The organism is Erwinia sp. AnSW2-5, assembly GCF_045107195.1.
Lineage (GTDB): Bacteria > Pseudomonadota > Gammaproteobacteria > Enterobacterales > Enterobacteriaceae > Erwinia.
Window position 1 is genome coordinate 56,234 of record NZ_JBJGXA010000004.1, and the last position, 13,643, is coordinate 69,876.

A 13,643-nucleotide genomic window follows, 5' to 3' on the forward strand; every position below is an offset into this window, starting at 1 on the left:
AAATTTCATCTGAAATGGTGACAAACTGGCTTTGGCGATGTATTTTGTGCGATGCCATTATTATCGCAGGAGATAGCAGCAAGATGACGGATAAGTTGCACGTACTGCTTTTGAACGGCCCCAACCTGAATATGTTGGGCACCCGTGAGCCAGAAAAGTATGGTCATACCACGCTGGCCGAGATTGTCAGCGATCTGACCTCGCAGGCTAACGCACTTAACGTCACACTGAGTCATCTCCAGTCTAATGCGGAATATGCGCTGATCGATCGCATACATGAGGCGAAAGGCAATGTCGATTATATCGTCATAAACCCGGCGGCATTCACCCATACCAGCGTGGCACTGCGTGATGCCCTGCTGGCTGTCAGTATCCCGTTTATCGAGGTTCATCTGTCAAACGTGCATGCCCGTGAGCCCTTTCGTCATCATTCGTATCTTTCTGATATTTCTGCCGGCGTGATCTGTGGACTTGGCGTCGACGGTTATTCCTGGGCTTTACAGACGGCAGTCAAACGCCTGTCATCATCTAATTAAACAGAGTACGGAACCACACTCATGGATATTCGTAAGATTAAAAAACTGATCGAACTGGTTGAAGAATCAGGCATCGCTGAACTGGAAATCTCTGAAGGCGAAGAGTCTGTTCGCATCAGCCGTGCACCGGTTAACGTCGGTTACCCGATGATGCAGCAGGCCTATGCTGCACCAATGATGCAGCAGCCTGCGCTGGCTAACGCTGTCGCTCCGGCTACCGCTCCGGTAATGGAAGCGCCTGCCGCAGCTGAGATCAGTGGCCATATCGTGCGTTCTCCTATGGTCGGTACTTTCTACCGTACCCCAAGCCCGGATGCGAAAGCCTTTGTGGAAATCGGTCAGAAAGTTAACGCCGGTGATACCCTGTGCATCGTTGAAGCGATGAAAATGATGAACCAGATCGAAGCCGATAAATCCGGCATTGTGAAAGCGATTCTGGTCGAAAGCGGTCAGCCTGTTGAGTTTGACGAGCCGCTGGTAGTCATCGAATAACGAGGCGAGCCATGCTGGATAAAATTGTAATTGCTAACCGTGGTGAAATCGCGCTGCGAATTCTCCGCGCCTGTAAAGAACTGGGCATCAAGACTGTGGCCGTGCACTCCACTGCGGACCGCGATCTGAAGCACGTACTGCTGGCAGATGAAACGGTCTGTATTGGCCCGCCAGCGTCTGTAAAAAGCTACCTGAATATCCCGGCGCTGATTTCAGCGGCTGAGATCACCGGGTCTGTCGCTATCCACCCAGGCTACGGTTTCTTGTCTGAGAATGCTGACTTTGCCGAGCAGGTTGAGCGCTCTGGCTTTATCTTTATCGGACCGAAAGCAGAGACTATCCGCCTGATGGGCGACAAAGTGTCTGCGATTACCGCGATGAAGAAAGCAGGCGTTCCGACAGTGCCAGGCTCCGACGGCCCGTTAACCGAAGATATGGAAAAAAACCGTGCCTTCGCGAAACGCATCGGTTACCCGGTGATTATCAAAGCCTCTGGCGGCGGCGGCGGTCGTGGTATGCGCGTTGTGCGCGGCGACAAAGATCTGGAACAATCCATCAACATGACGAAAGCGGAAGCCAAAGCGGCTTTCAACAACGACATGGTTTACATGGAAAAATACCTGGAAAACCCACGCCATATCGAAATTCAGATTTTGGCTGACGGTCAGGGCAACGCGATCTATCTGGCTGAACGTGACTGCTCAATGCAGCGTCGTCACCAGAAAGTCGTGGAAGAAGCGCCAGCACCAGGTATCACCGAAGAGATGCGCCGTTACATCGGCGAGCGCTGCTCGAAAGCCTGTGTTGATATCGGCTATCGTGGCGCAGGCACCTTCGAGTTCCTGTATGAAAACGGTGAGTTCTACTTCATTGAGATGAACACCCGTATTCAGGTAGAGCACCCGGTGACAGAGATGATCACGGGCGTTGACCTGATTAAAGAGCAGCTGCGCATTGCTGCCGGTCAGCCATTGTCGATCAAACAGGAAGAAGTGGTTATTCGCGGCCATGCGGTGGAATGCCGTATCAACGCTGAAGACGCCAACACCTTCCTGCCAAGCCCAGGCAAAATCACCCGCTTCCATGCACCTGGTGGATTTGGTGTGCGCTGGGAATCGCATATCTACGCCGGTTATACTGTGCCGCCGTACTATGACTCAATGATTGGTAAACTGATTACTTTCGGTGAAAACCGCGATGTGGCTATTTCACGCATGAAAAATGCGCTGGCGGAGCTGATCATCGACGGGATTAAAACCAACATCGAACTGCAGATGAAAATCATGTCTGACGAGAACTTCCAGCACGGTGGAACCAACATCCACTATCTGGAGAAAAAACTCGGCCTGCAAGAGAAGTAATTCTGTCAGGGTTGGGCATGCCCAACCCGCAGGCAGCAGAGATCGATATGCAGAGGGGCCGATTATTCGGCCCCTTCTTATTTTGGGGAAGAAACCCATGGAAAAACGTTTTATTCAGGCCCACCGTGAAGCGCGCTGGTCATTCTGGCTGGCGGTGGCTTATCTTGCCTGTTGGGCGCTGTCAGCCTGGCTACCGGACAATGTGCAAGGTGTCACCGGGCTGCCGCACTGGTTTGAAATCGCCTGCCTGCTGGTGCCCGGTTTGTTTATTTTTCTCTGCTGGCTGATGGTTCGCGTCATCTTCCGCGATATTCCCCTGGAGGATGATGGTGAAGCTTGACATTATTTTGCCTCTGATTGGCTACCTGTTACTGGTTGCAGGGCTTTCTGTGTATGCCATGCGCCAGCGCCGTGAGGGCAGCTTTCTGAGTGAATACTTCCTCGGCAGCCGTTCAATGGGTGGCTTCGTGCTGGCGATGACACTGACCACGACGTATATCAGCGCCAGTTCGTTTATTGGTGGACCAGGCGCAGCCTATAAATATGGACTGGGCTGGGTGCTGCTGTCGATGGTGCAGGTTCCTGCCGTATGGCTGTCGCTGGGAATTTTGGGCAAGAAGTTTGCCATTCTGGCGCGACGTTATAACGCCGTAACACTCAACGATATGCTGTATGCGCGCTATCGCAGCCCGATTCTTGTCTGGCTGGCCAGTATCAGCCTGCTGGTCGCCTTTATCGGTGCCATGACCGTGCAGTTCATTGGCGGTGCTCGTCTGTTGGAAACCGCTGCGGGGATCCCTTACGATACCGGACTGCTGATTTTTGGCATCTCCATCGCCTTGTATACGGCGTTTGGTGGCTTCCGTGCCAGCGTCCTTAATGATGCTATGCAGGGTCTGGTGATGCTGGCAGGTACCTTCCTGCTGCTGTTTGCCGTGATCCATGCCGCGGGCGGGATGCACAAGGCGGTAGAAACCCTGCAGCATATTGATCCCAGGCTAGTGTCATCGACAGGCGTTGATGACATTCTGACCCCGACATTCCTTGCCTCTTTCTCCGTACTGGTGTGCTTTGGCGTTATTGGTCTGCCACACACGGCGGTACGTTGCATCTCCTATAAAGACAGTAAAGCCGTGCATCTGGCGATCATACTTGGCACCGTGGTCGTTGCCGTTCTGATGTTTGGTATGCATCTCGCAGGGGCTTTGGGCCGCGCAGTGATCCCAGATTTGCAGATCCCGGACCAGGTGATCCCGACGTTGATGATCCATGTACTGCCACCGCTGGCTGCCGGGATCTTCCTTGCGGCACCGATGGCGGCGATCATGTCCACCATTAACGCGCAGCTGCTACAATCGTCGGCAACGATCGTCAAAGATCTCTATCTGCGCATGCGGCCGCATCAGCTGGATAATGAACCATTGTTGAAGCGCTTATCCTCGCTGGTCACGTTGGTGCTGGGGCTGCTGCTGCTGGTGGCAGCCTGGAATCCACCCGATATGATTATCTGGCTGAATCTGCTGGCCTTTGGCGGGCTGGAAGCCGTCTTCCTCTGGCCGCTGGTGCTGGGACTGTACTGGGAAAAAGCCAACGCGGCGGGCGCACTGAGCAGCATGATTGTCGGTGCTGCTTGTTATACCCTGCTGGCCAGTCTGTCGCTGCAACCCTGGGGTTTCCACCCGATCGTACCGGCGCTGTTACTCAGCCTGTTGGCCTTTATTATTGGCAACCGTTTTGGTCACTCTGACACCATAGCGACGACTGCCCCCACTCCGATTGAATGAAGAGATTATTATGCCTTGGATCCAAATGAAGCTTAATACCACCGGCGCTCAGGCTGAAGAGCTGGGTGATGCACTGATTGAAAACGGTGCCGTATCGGTGACCTTCCAGGATACCCACGACAATCCGGTGTTTGAACCCTTACCGGGCGAAACGCGTCTGTGGGGCGATACCGATGTGATCGGCCTGTTTGATGCGGAAACCGAGATGCCGGATGTGATTGCCGGGTTGGAGCAGCATCCGCTGCTGGGCGCAGGTTTCCATCATAAGATTGAGCAGATCGAAGACAAAGACTGGGAACGTGAGTGGATGGATAACTTCCACCCGATGCGTTTTGGTGAACGCTTATGGATCTGCCCAAGCTGGCGTGATGTGCCAGATCCTACCGCCGTCAATGTGATGCTCGATCCCGGTCTGGCCTTTGGTACGGGTACGCACCCCACGACAGCACTGTGCCTCGCATGGCTGGATGGACTGGATCTGGTTGGCAAAACAGTGATCGATTTCGGCTGTGGCTCCGGCATTCTGGCGATTGCCGCATTGAAGCTGGGTGCTGCTGCCGCTATCGGCATTGATATCGATCCACAGGCAATCCAGGCCAGCCGTGACAATGCCCAACGCAACGGCGTATCTGAGCGTCTCTCACTGTATCTGCCGCACCAGCAACCAGACAACCTCATTGCCGATGTGGTGGTCGCCAATATCCTGGCAGGTCCGCTGCGCGAGCTGGCACCGCTGATTAGCGTCCTGCCTAAAACGGGCGGCCATCTTGGTCTTTCGGGCGTGCTCGCCAGCCAGGCTGACAGCGTGTGTGAGGCATATGCCGATACGTTTACACTCGATCCGGTGGCGGAGAAAGAAGAATGGTGCCGGATTACTGGCGTTCGGAGGTCATAAAAAGCGGTTCGCTTTTTCCCAAATTTTAGGCTGAATCGTATGTTTTCAGAGTGAGCAGGTATATTATCTGCGCGCCAAGAGACATTAACACTGCCAGTTCTCTCTCGGGAGCTGGCTTATTCAGGATATAAGGGATTATGAAATTAACCTCCATTGCTCTGCTGCTCTCAATCGCAGCAGGCGTGCCCGCTTGGGCAGAATCTACAGCCCACTGGTCATACGAAGGGAAAGGTGCTCCAGAACACTGGGGAGAACTGGGCGACGAATTTAAGACCTGCAATAATGGAAAGTTCCAGTCTCCCATTGATATACACGACGTGATCGATGGCAAGTTGCCCCCGTTAGATATGATCTTTCATACCGAAACAGAGTCTATTGTTAACAATGGCCACACCATTCAGGTTACGGTCAAAGATGGTGATGATTTCAAACTGGATAATGAAAAATTCACCCTGATGCAGTTCCATTTTCATGCGCCAAGTGAAAATCGAATCGCCGGGAAATCTTATCCGTTAGAAGCGCACTTTGTGCATGCAAATGACAATGGTGAACTGGCCGTTATTGCGGTGATGCTTGAAGTCGGTGCCGAAAACCCGGCACTCAATGCTTTACTGGCGGCAGTCCCCGAAGAACAAAACAAGGCCGCTTCGCTGACCACCTCCATTGATCTGTCTCCCTTATACCCGGCGCAGAAGCAGTACTATCGGTTTAGCGGTTCCCTGACGACCCCGCCTTGTACTGAAGGACTTCGCTGGCTAGTGATGAAGCATCCTGTGACGCTGTCTGAAGCGCAGCTTAAACAATTCCAGCATCGACTTAAGCATGCTAACAATCGCCCTGTTCAGCCTTTACATGGCCGCGTGATCGTTGAGTAACGTGCAGCGACGGCACTGTCTTTTTTTACACTGTCGTCGTTGCTTTTTGCGTGTTAATGATGCAAAAAGCAGGGGAAATCACTTTAACTGACGAACTTTATATTGTTATCTACGTCATAAAAAAAGAAAAACCTTTGTACATACTTTAATCAAAATAACTTAACACCATGTATATTATGACTATTTTAATTTCGACCTCGCTCTCCAGCCACTATCCTTTACCTTCAATCATAGATTGTTCAAAGTTTGGCCTTTCATCTTCCTGAAAAAATGCGTAATATACGCCGCCTTGCGGACACACTATGGTCACTTTTTTTTCATGCGCATAGGAAATCACCAGCTTCGTAATCGTTTGATTGCAGCCCCGATGGCTGGGATATCAGACAGGCCTTTCAGGGCCCTTTGCTATGCAATGGGCGCTGGTATGACCGTCTCCGAGATGATGTCGTCGAACCCAGAAGTCTGGGCCAGCGATAAGTCGCGGTTGCGTATGGTACACAGTGACGAACCTGGTATTCGTACCGTGCAAATTGCCGGTTGTGACCCAGAAGAAATGGCGGGAGCCGCGCGCATCAATGCAGCATCGGGTGCGCAGGTAATCGACATCAATATGGGCTGTCCGGCCAAAAAAGTGAATCGCAAGATGGCAGGTTCGGCACTGCTGCAACACCCTGAGCTGGTGAGGTCTATCCTCTTAGCGGTGGTGAATGCAGTTGACGTACCGGTTACCTTAAAGATTCGCACTGGTTGGGATAGCGACAACCGCAACTGTGTAGAGATTGCCCAATTGGCTGAACGCTGCGGTATTCAGGCCCTGACAATTCACGGACGCACACGCGCGTGTTTGTTCAACGGCGAAGCTGAGTACGACAGCATTCGGACAGTTAAGCAGAACGTATCCATTCCGGTTATCGCGAATGGAGACATTACTGACCCGCATAAAGCCAGAGCCGTACTTGACTATACGGGGGCTGATGCCCTGATGATAGGACGGGCGGCTCAGGGAAGACCGTGGATCTTCCGGGAAATCCAGCACTATCTGGACACTGGGGAGCTGCTGGCACCGATGCCATTGGCTGAAGTAAAGCGCTTGCTCATCGGGCACTTACGGGAACTGCACGACTTTTATGGTCACCGCAAAGGATACCGTATTGCCCGGAAGCACGTCTCCTGGTATCTGCAGGAGCACGCCCCAAACGACCAGTTTCGGCGCACATTCAACGCCATAGAGGATGCCAGCGAACAGCTGGAGGCGTTGGAGGCATACTTCGAAAATCTTGCGTAATTAGAAATAAAGAGCTGACAGAACTATGTTCGAACAACGCGTAAATTCTGACGTACTGACCGTATCTACCGTAAATTCACAGGATCAGGTGACCCAAAAGCCACTTCGTGATTCGGTCAAACAGGCACTGAAGAACTATTTTGCTCAACTGAATGGTCAGGATGTAAATGATCTGTATGAGCTGGTACTGGCTGAAGTAGAACAGCCTCTGTTGGACATGGTGATGCAATACACCCGTGGCAACCAGACCCGTGCAGCCCTGATGATGGGCATCAACCGCGGTACACTGCGTAAGAAACTGAAAAAATACGGCATGAACTAATAGCCCTGGCTATCATGTTGTTTCGAAAGCGCTTATCCCTTTTTAGGGCTAAGCGCTTTTTTATTGATAGCAGTATCGCCCATCACGCATGCTATGAAGGTGATTGCGGAGAATGGGTGAAAATTGTCAGGCCTTTCGCATGAGAAAATTGCAACTCACCTCTTCCTGTATGCAGGATAACCTGTGTAAAATCACGTGTATTGGAAATTCCTTCGCAGGCCCGCTACCCTCACCGTACTGAACGCAGCGCGCAATATCTCACGAATGTAAATTGCGGCCAAAAACGAGTCGTGGCTAAACCATCGTCCTGAACGGGTATCTGAGTCATTGTATCGCAACTGATTTCGTTCATGATGCGTTACAGGTTCTCTGCCCTAAATGAGTAAATATGAAGCAGTCACAAAAATTCCAGAAAAGCTTTCTGCGCCCGCGCTACTGGCTGACCTGGTTTGGCGTCAGTGTATTATTCCTGCTGGTACAGCTCCCTTATCCTGTATTGAATAAACTGGGCCTTTGGATGGGCCGTACCTCCATGCGTTTTATGAAACGCCGTGTCTCGATTGCCCGTCGTAACCTGGAACTCTGTTTCCCGGATATCACCCCTGAGCAACTCGAGCGCCGTATCGTCGGGAACTTTGAATCTCTGGGGATGGGATTACTGGAAACCGGCATGGCCTGGTTCTGGTCCGATCGTCGGGTGAAGCGTTGGTTCAGTGTGACCGGCCTGGAAAACCTGCAAGCTGCGCAGCGTGATGGACGTGGTGCACTGATTATTGGGGTGCATTTTATGTCACTGGAGCTGGGCGGACGCGCAATGGGCATCTGTCAGCCAATGATGGCGATGTATCGCCCGCACAACAACAAACTGATGGAATGGATACAGACCAAAGGCCGTATGCGTTCTAACAAGGCGATGATTAATCGCCGTGACCTGCGCGGCATGGTGCAGGCGCTAAAACAGGGTGAAGCGGTATGGTTTGCCCCAGACCAGGATTATGGCCCGAAGGGGAGCGTCTTTGCCCCACTGTTTGCCGTGCCAGAGGCGGCGACCACCAGCGGCACCTGGATGCTTGCGCGCATGGCGAAACCCGCGTTGATCACGGTTGTGTTGATCCGCAAAGAAGATGGCAGTGGCTATGAGCTGGTCATCCAGCCTGAGCTCCAGGATTACCCGATTGATAACGAACAGCTGGCAGCCGAGTACATGAATCGGGTGATTGAACGAGAGATTATGCGCGCGCCGAACCAGTATATGTGGCTGCATCGCCGCTTTAAAACCCGCCCTGCCGGTGCCAGTTCTTTATATTAATCCTCTTCGTCCCCCTCCTTTCTAACCAGCGCCTCAGGGCGCTGGCTTGCGCAAGAATATTTACATTTAAGTAACAAAAACTGACGCCGTCCTCACACTGCTTCCATATAGTGAAACTAAATGCACTATTTGTGACCATCATGGCTATTTTTGCCCCTTCCTGGTGCGCGATATTAATGCTGCTTGTAAGAAACTCCCCTTTATTAGCAAAGCTTTTCAACAAATTCAGGGCTATGCAAATCTGGCATTACCTTTGCAAAGCAGTGAATGGCTTCGGCCACTGACAGGCAAAGTGCACCAAAGCGTGCGCTAAACATAACAAAACGAATTCGCCACACAGGATGCTTTATGAAAAAGATGATGCTCTCGACGATGATTGCTGCAGCGACGCTGTTTGCGGTTGCGAATCAGGCCCATGCGGGTACGACACTGGACGCCATTAAGAAGAAAGGCTTTGTGCAGTGCGGTATCAGCGATGGCTTGCCTGGCTTCTCCTATGCGGATTCCAGCGGTAAATTTACGGGTATTGATGTGGATGTTTGTCGTGCTGCCGCTGCCGCCGTGTTTGGTGACGCTGGAAAAGTAAAATACACCCCGCTGACCGCGAAAGAGCGCTTCACTGCGTTGCAATCAGGTGAGGTCGACATCCTGTCACGTAATACCACCTGGACCTCCTCCCGTGACGGCGGTATGGGCTTCATCTTCGCCGGCGTGAACTATTACGACGGTATTGGCTTCCTGACCCACCAAAAAGCCGGTCTGAAAAGTGCTAAAGAACTGGACGGCGCCACTGTGTGTATCCAGGCCGGTACTGATACCGAGCTCAACGTGGCCGACTACTTCAAAGCCAACAAAATGCAGTATACCCCGGTGACTTTCGATCGCTCTGATGAATCCGCTAAAGCACTGGATACAGGCCGCTGCGACACGCTCGCCTCCGACCAGTCTCAGCTTTACGCGTTGCGTATCAAGCTGGGCAAACCCAATGAATTTATCGTTCTGCCGGAAGTGATCTCCAAAGAGCCTCTGGGTCCGGTTGTACGCCGTGGTGATGACGATTGGTACACCATCGTTAAATGGTCTCTGTACGCAATGCTGAATGCTGAAGAGATGGGCATTACCTCTAAAAACGTTGATCAGTTGACAGCCAAGCCATCGACGCCAGATATGGCTCATCTGCTGGGCGCGGAAGGTGACTTCGGTAAAGACCTGAAGCTCAATAACAAATGGGCTTACAACATCATCAAGCAAGTGGGCAACTATCAGGAGGTCTTTGACCGTAACGTCGGTAAAGACAGTCAGCTGAAAATTGCTCGTGGTCAGAATGCCCTGTGGAACAATGGCGGCATTCAGTACGCACCACCAGTACGTTAATTCCCACGATTACAGGGCACCAGCCTCGCTGGTGCCCACGCCAGAATGTTCGTCACTGAGGTCTCAACATGTCTCAACGCCCAACCGTAAAAAGGGATTTTTCATTCAGCAATCCTGCGGTGCGCGCCTGGCTTTACCAGATCATTGCGATCGTCGCGGTTCTGGCCGTTGCAGGTTATCTGATTCATAACACCATCATTAACCTGGCGAGCCGTGGCATTACTTCCGGTTTTGGTTTCCTTGAACGTAGCGCTGGCTTTGGTATCGTCCAGCATCTGATTGATTACACTGAAGGGGATACCTACGCGCGTGTGTTCCTGGTGGGTCTCACCAACACCCTGCTGGTCTCTGCGCTGTGTATCGTCTTTGCTTCTTTCCTCGGCTTCTTTATCGGTCTGGCCCGTTTATCTGACAACTGGCTGCTGCGAAAAATCTCTAATATTTATATTGAGACGTTCCGTAATATCCCGCCGCTGTTGCAGATATTCTTCTGGTATTTCGCTGTGTTACGCAATCTGCCAGGACCTCGTCAGGCACTGAATGCCTTTGATCTCGCGTTTGTCAGCAACCGCGGATTGTATATCCCGTGGCCCGAGTATGCAGCGGGAAGCGGGGCTTTTCTGATCGCCGTGCTGCTGGCACTGGTCATCACCTTCGGCCTGTTCCGCTATAACAAACAGCATCAGTTAAAAACGGGACAATTGCGCCGGACCTGGCCTGCGGCCATCGCGATGCTGGTTGTGTTCCCACTGGTCGCCTCGCTGTTTGCAGGCAGCCCTATGCACTGGGATATCCCGGAGCTCAGTGGCTTTAACTACCGTGGTGGTTTCGTCCTGATCCCTGAACTGGCGGCACTAACGCTGGCTCTGTCGATCTATACCTCTTCGTTTATTGCTGAAGTCATTCGTTCAGGCATTCAGTCTGTTCCGTACGGTCAGCATGAGGCAGCACGTTCTCTCGGCTTACCGAATCCGGTCACGCTGCGTCAGGTCATTATCCCGCAGGCAATGCGCGTGATTATTCCTCCGCTCACCAGTCAGTATCTTAATATCGTGAAAAACTCTTCGCTGGCAGCAGCGATTGGTTACCCCGATATGGTGTCGCTGTTTGCCGGGACGGTACTGAATCAGACGGGCCAGGCCATCGAGACGATCGCTATCACAATGGGTGTGTACCTCATCATCAGCCTGTCGATTTCGCTGTTAATGAATATCTACAACCGCAAAATCGCCCTCATTGAGCGCTAAGAGAACAGGATTATGACGACTGTTACCACTCATGACACACCTGCCGCACCAACCAGCACATTGTCACGTGCCGTGTTGTGGGCAAGAAGAAATCTGTTCTCAAGCCTGGGCAACTCGCTGCTGACACTGTTCTGCCTGTGGGTCATATGGGCCGTTATCCCTCCAGCACTGAACTGGCTGGTGTTCCAGGCTAACTGGTTGGGTGAAACGCGCGCTGACTGTACTAAAGAGGGGGCGTGTTGGGTGTTTATCCATTCACGTTTTGGTCAGTTTATGTATGGGTTGTATCCCCATGAATTGCGCTGGCGTATCAACCTTGCACTGGTGATCGGTCTGCTGTCGATTATCCCCATGTTCCTGAAAAGGCTGCCGCGTCGAGGAACTTACATCGCCGCCTGGGCCGTCATTTACCCCGTTGTTGTCTGGTTTTTGCTGTATGGCGGCTATCTGGGGCTGGAGCGTGTCGAAACCCGTCAATGGGGCGGACTGACCCTGACGCTGATTATCGCGTCTGTGGGGATCGCCGGAGCCTTACCGTTGGGCATTCTGTTGGCACTCGGCCGGCGTTCACGTATGCCGGTGGTGCGCACGCTATGTGTTCTGTTTATTGAGTTCTGGCGTGGCGTGCCGCTGATCACCGTACTGTTTATGTCTTCGGTGATGTTGCCGCTGTTTATGGCTGAGGGCAGCTCTATCGATAAGCTTATTCGTGCGCTGGTCGGGGTGATTCTGTTCCAGTCGGCTTATGTGGCCGAGGTGGTTCGTGGTGGCCTGCAAGCTTTGCCGAAAGGGCAATATGAAGCCGCCGAGTCACTGGCTTTAGGCTATTGGAAAACCCAGGGGCTGGTGATCCTGCCTCAGGCATTAAAGCTGGTTATTCCTGGCCTTGTTAATACCATCATTGCTCTGTTTAAAGATACCAGCCTGGTGATCATCATCGGTCTGTTTGATCTGTTCAGTAGCGTGCAGCAGGCTACCGTCGACCCAGACTGGCTGGGGATGTCTACCGAGGGTTATGTCTTTGCTGCTTTGGTCTACTGGATTTTCTGTTTCAGCATGTCGCGCTATAGCCAATATCTGGAAAAGCGCTTCCACACCGGGCGCACACCGCACTGAGGTTTAAAATGACTCAAATTATTACCCCATCTGATGACGCGATGATGATTACGCTCGAAAACGTGAACAAATGGTACGGCCAGTTTCATGTGTTGAAAGATATCAACCTGCAGGTAAAACCGCGTGAGCGCATCGTGCTCTGTGGCCCTTCCGGCTCAGGGAAGTCGACGACTATCCGTTGTATTAACCACCTGGAAGAACATCAGCAGGGCCGTATCGTTGTTGACGGCACATTACTCAATGACGATTTACGCAATATTGAACGCGTACGTACCGAAGTCGGTATGGTGTTTCAGCATTTCAATCTGTTCCCGCACCTGAGCGTATTACAAAACTGTACGCTCGCGCCTATCTGGGTCCGTAAAACCCCGAAGAAAGAGGCCGAGGAGCTGGCGATGCATTATCTTGAGCGTGTACGTATTGCCGAGCATGCGCATAAATTCCCGGGGCAGCTCTCCGGTGGCCAGCAGCAGCGCGTAGCGATTGCACGTTCATTGTGTATGAAGCCAAAAATTATGTTGTTCGATGAACCCACTTCCGCACTTGATCCGGAGATGGTGAAGGAAGTACTGGATACGATGATTGGTCTGGCAGAAGACGGTATGACGATGCTGTGTGTGACCCACGAAATGGGCTTCGCCCGCACCGTGGCAGACCGGGTGATCTTTATGGATCGTGGTGAGATCGTTGAAGAAGCCCCGCCGCAGGAGTTTTTCGCTAATCCTAAATCTGAACGTACCCGCGCCTTCCTGTCACAAGTAATACACTGATTTAACACTATAAATAACATCATCAAGCCCTGCCAACTCATCGGCGGGGCTTTTTTATGTCTGAAAAAACCTATGTGAAAGCATATCGAATCAACAGATAAGCCCTATATGAAAGCATAAGGCTTATCTGTTGATTCGGTATCTGCCATTGAGACTTTGCTTTTCTTCGCTAATAAAAGCCATAAACGCAAAAAACCCCGGCCTTTCGGTCGGGGTTATTGCTTTATTTGATGCCTGGCAGTTCCCTACTCTCGCATGGGGAGACCCCACACTACCA

The 13,643-nt window shown here is 52.0% G+C and carries 14 protein-coding genes; all 14 read left to right on the forward strand.

The annotated features are described in order from the left end of the window. Positions 1-83: 83 nt before the first annotated feature. The 14 genes from aroQ to ACFL9S_RS04500 all read left to right on the forward strand — a co-directional run bounded on the left by aroQ (position 84) and on the right by ACFL9S_RS04500 (position 13,366). Positions 84-536: a type II 3-dehydroquinate dehydratase gene (gene aroQ, locus ACFL9S_RS04435; protein WP_405260463.1), complete on the forward strand. Its 453-nt coding sequence runs from the start codon at positions 84-86 to the stop codon at positions 534-536. A 21-nt stretch (positions 537-557) separates the two neighbouring features. Further along, positions 558-1,028 (forward strand): acetyl-CoA carboxylase biotin carboxyl carrier protein, encoded by a 471-nt coding sequence (gene accB, locus ACFL9S_RS04440; RefSeq protein WP_133844177.1) that lies wholly within the window; start codon positions 558-560, stop codon positions 1,026-1,028. An 11-nt stretch (positions 1,029-1,039) separates the two neighbouring features. After that, positions 1,040-2,389 (forward strand): acetyl-CoA carboxylase biotin carboxylase subunit, encoded by a 1,350-nt coding sequence (gene accC, locus ACFL9S_RS04445; protein WP_405260464.1) that lies wholly within the window; start codon positions 1,040-1,042, stop codon positions 2,387-2,389. 97 nt (positions 2,390-2,486) lie between these two features. Then, a complete protein-coding gene (locus tag ACFL9S_RS04450; RefSeq protein WP_405260465.1) occupies positions 2,487-2,729 on the forward strand; it encodes a YhdT family protein in 243 nt (80 codons plus the stop codon). Further along, on the forward strand, positions 2,719-4,173 hold the full coding sequence (panF, locus tag ACFL9S_RS04455) for a sodium/pantothenate symporter (protein WP_405260475.1): 1,455 nt from the start codon (positions 2,719-2,721) through the stop codon (positions 4,171-4,173). The genes ACFL9S_RS04450 and panF overlap by 11 nt, the downstream gene beginning before the upstream one ends. Positions 4,174-4,183: 10 nt before the next feature. Then, positions 4,184-5,068, forward strand: coding sequence for a 50S ribosomal protein L11 methyltransferase (prmA, locus tag ACFL9S_RS04460; protein WP_405260466.1), 885 nt, complete (start codon positions 4,184-4,186; stop codon positions 5,066-5,068). Between the two features lie 137 nt (positions 5,069-5,205). After that, complete coding sequence (locus ACFL9S_RS04465) at positions 5,206-5,943, forward strand: carbonic anhydrase (protein ID WP_405260467.1); 738 nt, start codon at positions 5,206-5,208, stop codon at positions 5,941-5,943. Between the two features lie 319 nt (positions 5,944-6,262). After that, entirely contained in the window at positions 6,263-7,228 is a 966-nt protein-coding gene (gene dusB, locus ACFL9S_RS04470; protein WP_405260468.1) for a tRNA dihydrouridine synthase DusB, read from the forward strand. 25 nt (positions 7,229-7,253) lie between these two features. Then, positions 7,254-7,550, forward strand: a complete 297-nt coding sequence (gene fis / locus ACFL9S_RS04475; RefSeq protein WP_000462905.1) for a DNA-binding transcriptional regulator Fis — start codon at positions 7,254-7,256, stop codon at positions 7,548-7,550. 388 nt (positions 7,551-7,938) lie between these two features. After that, complete coding sequence (lpxP, locus tag ACFL9S_RS04480) at positions 7,939-8,859, forward strand: kdo(2)-lipid IV(A) palmitoleoyltransferase (protein ID WP_405260469.1); 921 nt, start codon at positions 7,939-7,941, stop codon at positions 8,857-8,859. 348 nt (positions 8,860-9,207) lie between these two features. Beyond that, entirely contained in the window at positions 9,208-10,233 is a 1,026-nt protein-coding gene (locus tag ACFL9S_RS04485) for an amino acid ABC transporter substrate-binding protein (protein ID WP_405260470.1), read from the forward strand. Positions 10,234-10,301: 68 nt separating this feature from the next. Beyond that, complete coding sequence (locus tag ACFL9S_RS04490; RefSeq protein WP_405260471.1) at positions 10,302-11,480, forward strand: amino acid ABC transporter permease; 1,179 nt, start codon at positions 10,302-10,304, stop codon at positions 11,478-11,480. Positions 11,481-11,492: 12 nt separating this feature from the next. Further along, complete coding sequence (locus ACFL9S_RS04495) at positions 11,493-12,596, forward strand: amino acid ABC transporter permease (protein WP_405260472.1); 1,104 nt, start codon at positions 11,493-11,495, stop codon at positions 12,594-12,596. An 8-nt stretch (positions 12,597-12,604) separates the two neighbouring features. Then, positions 12,605-13,366, forward strand: coding sequence for an amino acid ABC transporter ATP-binding protein (locus ACFL9S_RS04500; RefSeq protein WP_405260473.1), 762 nt, complete (start codon positions 12,605-12,607; stop codon positions 13,364-13,366). The last annotated feature ends 277 nt before the right edge of the window (positions 13,367-13,643 follow it).

Excerpts from the sequence above, each read along its gene's own strand:
- ACFL9S_RS04490 (WP_405260471.1), top strand. The coding sequence starts at position 10,302 with ATGTCTCAACGCCCAACCGTAAAAAGGGATTTTTCATTCAGCAATCCT.
- accC (WP_405260464.1), top strand. The coding sequence starts at position 1,040 with ATGCTGGATAAAATTGTAATTGCTAACCGTGGTGAAATCGCGCTGCGA.
- lpxP (WP_405260469.1), top strand. The coding sequence starts at position 7,939 with ATGAAGCAGTCACAAAAATTCCAGAAAAGCTTTCTGCGCCCGCGCTAC.
- prmA (WP_405260466.1), top strand. The coding sequence starts at position 4,184 with ATGCCTTGGATCCAAATGAAGCTTAATACCACCGGCGCTCAGGCTGAA.
- ACFL9S_RS04465 (WP_405260467.1), top strand. The coding sequence starts at position 5,206 with ATGAAATTAACCTCCATTGCTCTGCTGCTCTCAATCGCAGCAGGCGTG.
- accB (WP_133844177.1), top strand. The coding sequence starts at position 558 with ATGGATATTCGTAAGATTAAAAAACTGATCGAACTGGTTGAAGAATCA.
- ACFL9S_RS04500 (WP_405260473.1), top strand. The coding sequence starts at position 12,605 with ATGACTCAAATTATTACCCCATCTGATGACGCGATGATGATTACGCTC.
- dusB (WP_405260468.1), top strand. The coding sequence starts at position 6,263 with ATGCGCATAGGAAATCACCAGCTTCGTAATCGTTTGATTGCAGCCCCG.
- ACFL9S_RS04485 (WP_405260470.1), top strand. The coding sequence starts at position 9,208 with ATGAAAAAGATGATGCTCTCGACGATGATTGCTGCAGCGACGCTGTTT.
- fis (WP_000462905.1), top strand. The coding sequence starts at position 7,254 with ATGTTCGAACAACGCGTAAATTCTGACGTACTGACCGTATCTACCGTA.
- ACFL9S_RS04450 (WP_405260465.1), top strand. The coding sequence starts at position 2,487 with ATGGAAAAACGTTTTATTCAGGCCCACCGTGAAGCGCGCTGGTCATTC.
- ACFL9S_RS04495 (WP_405260472.1), top strand. The coding sequence starts at position 11,493 with ATGACGACTGTTACCACTCATGACACACCTGCCGCACCAACCAGCACA.
- aroQ (WP_405260463.1), top strand. The coding sequence starts at position 84 with ATGACGGATAAGTTGCACGTACTGCTTTTGAACGGCCCCAACCTGAAT.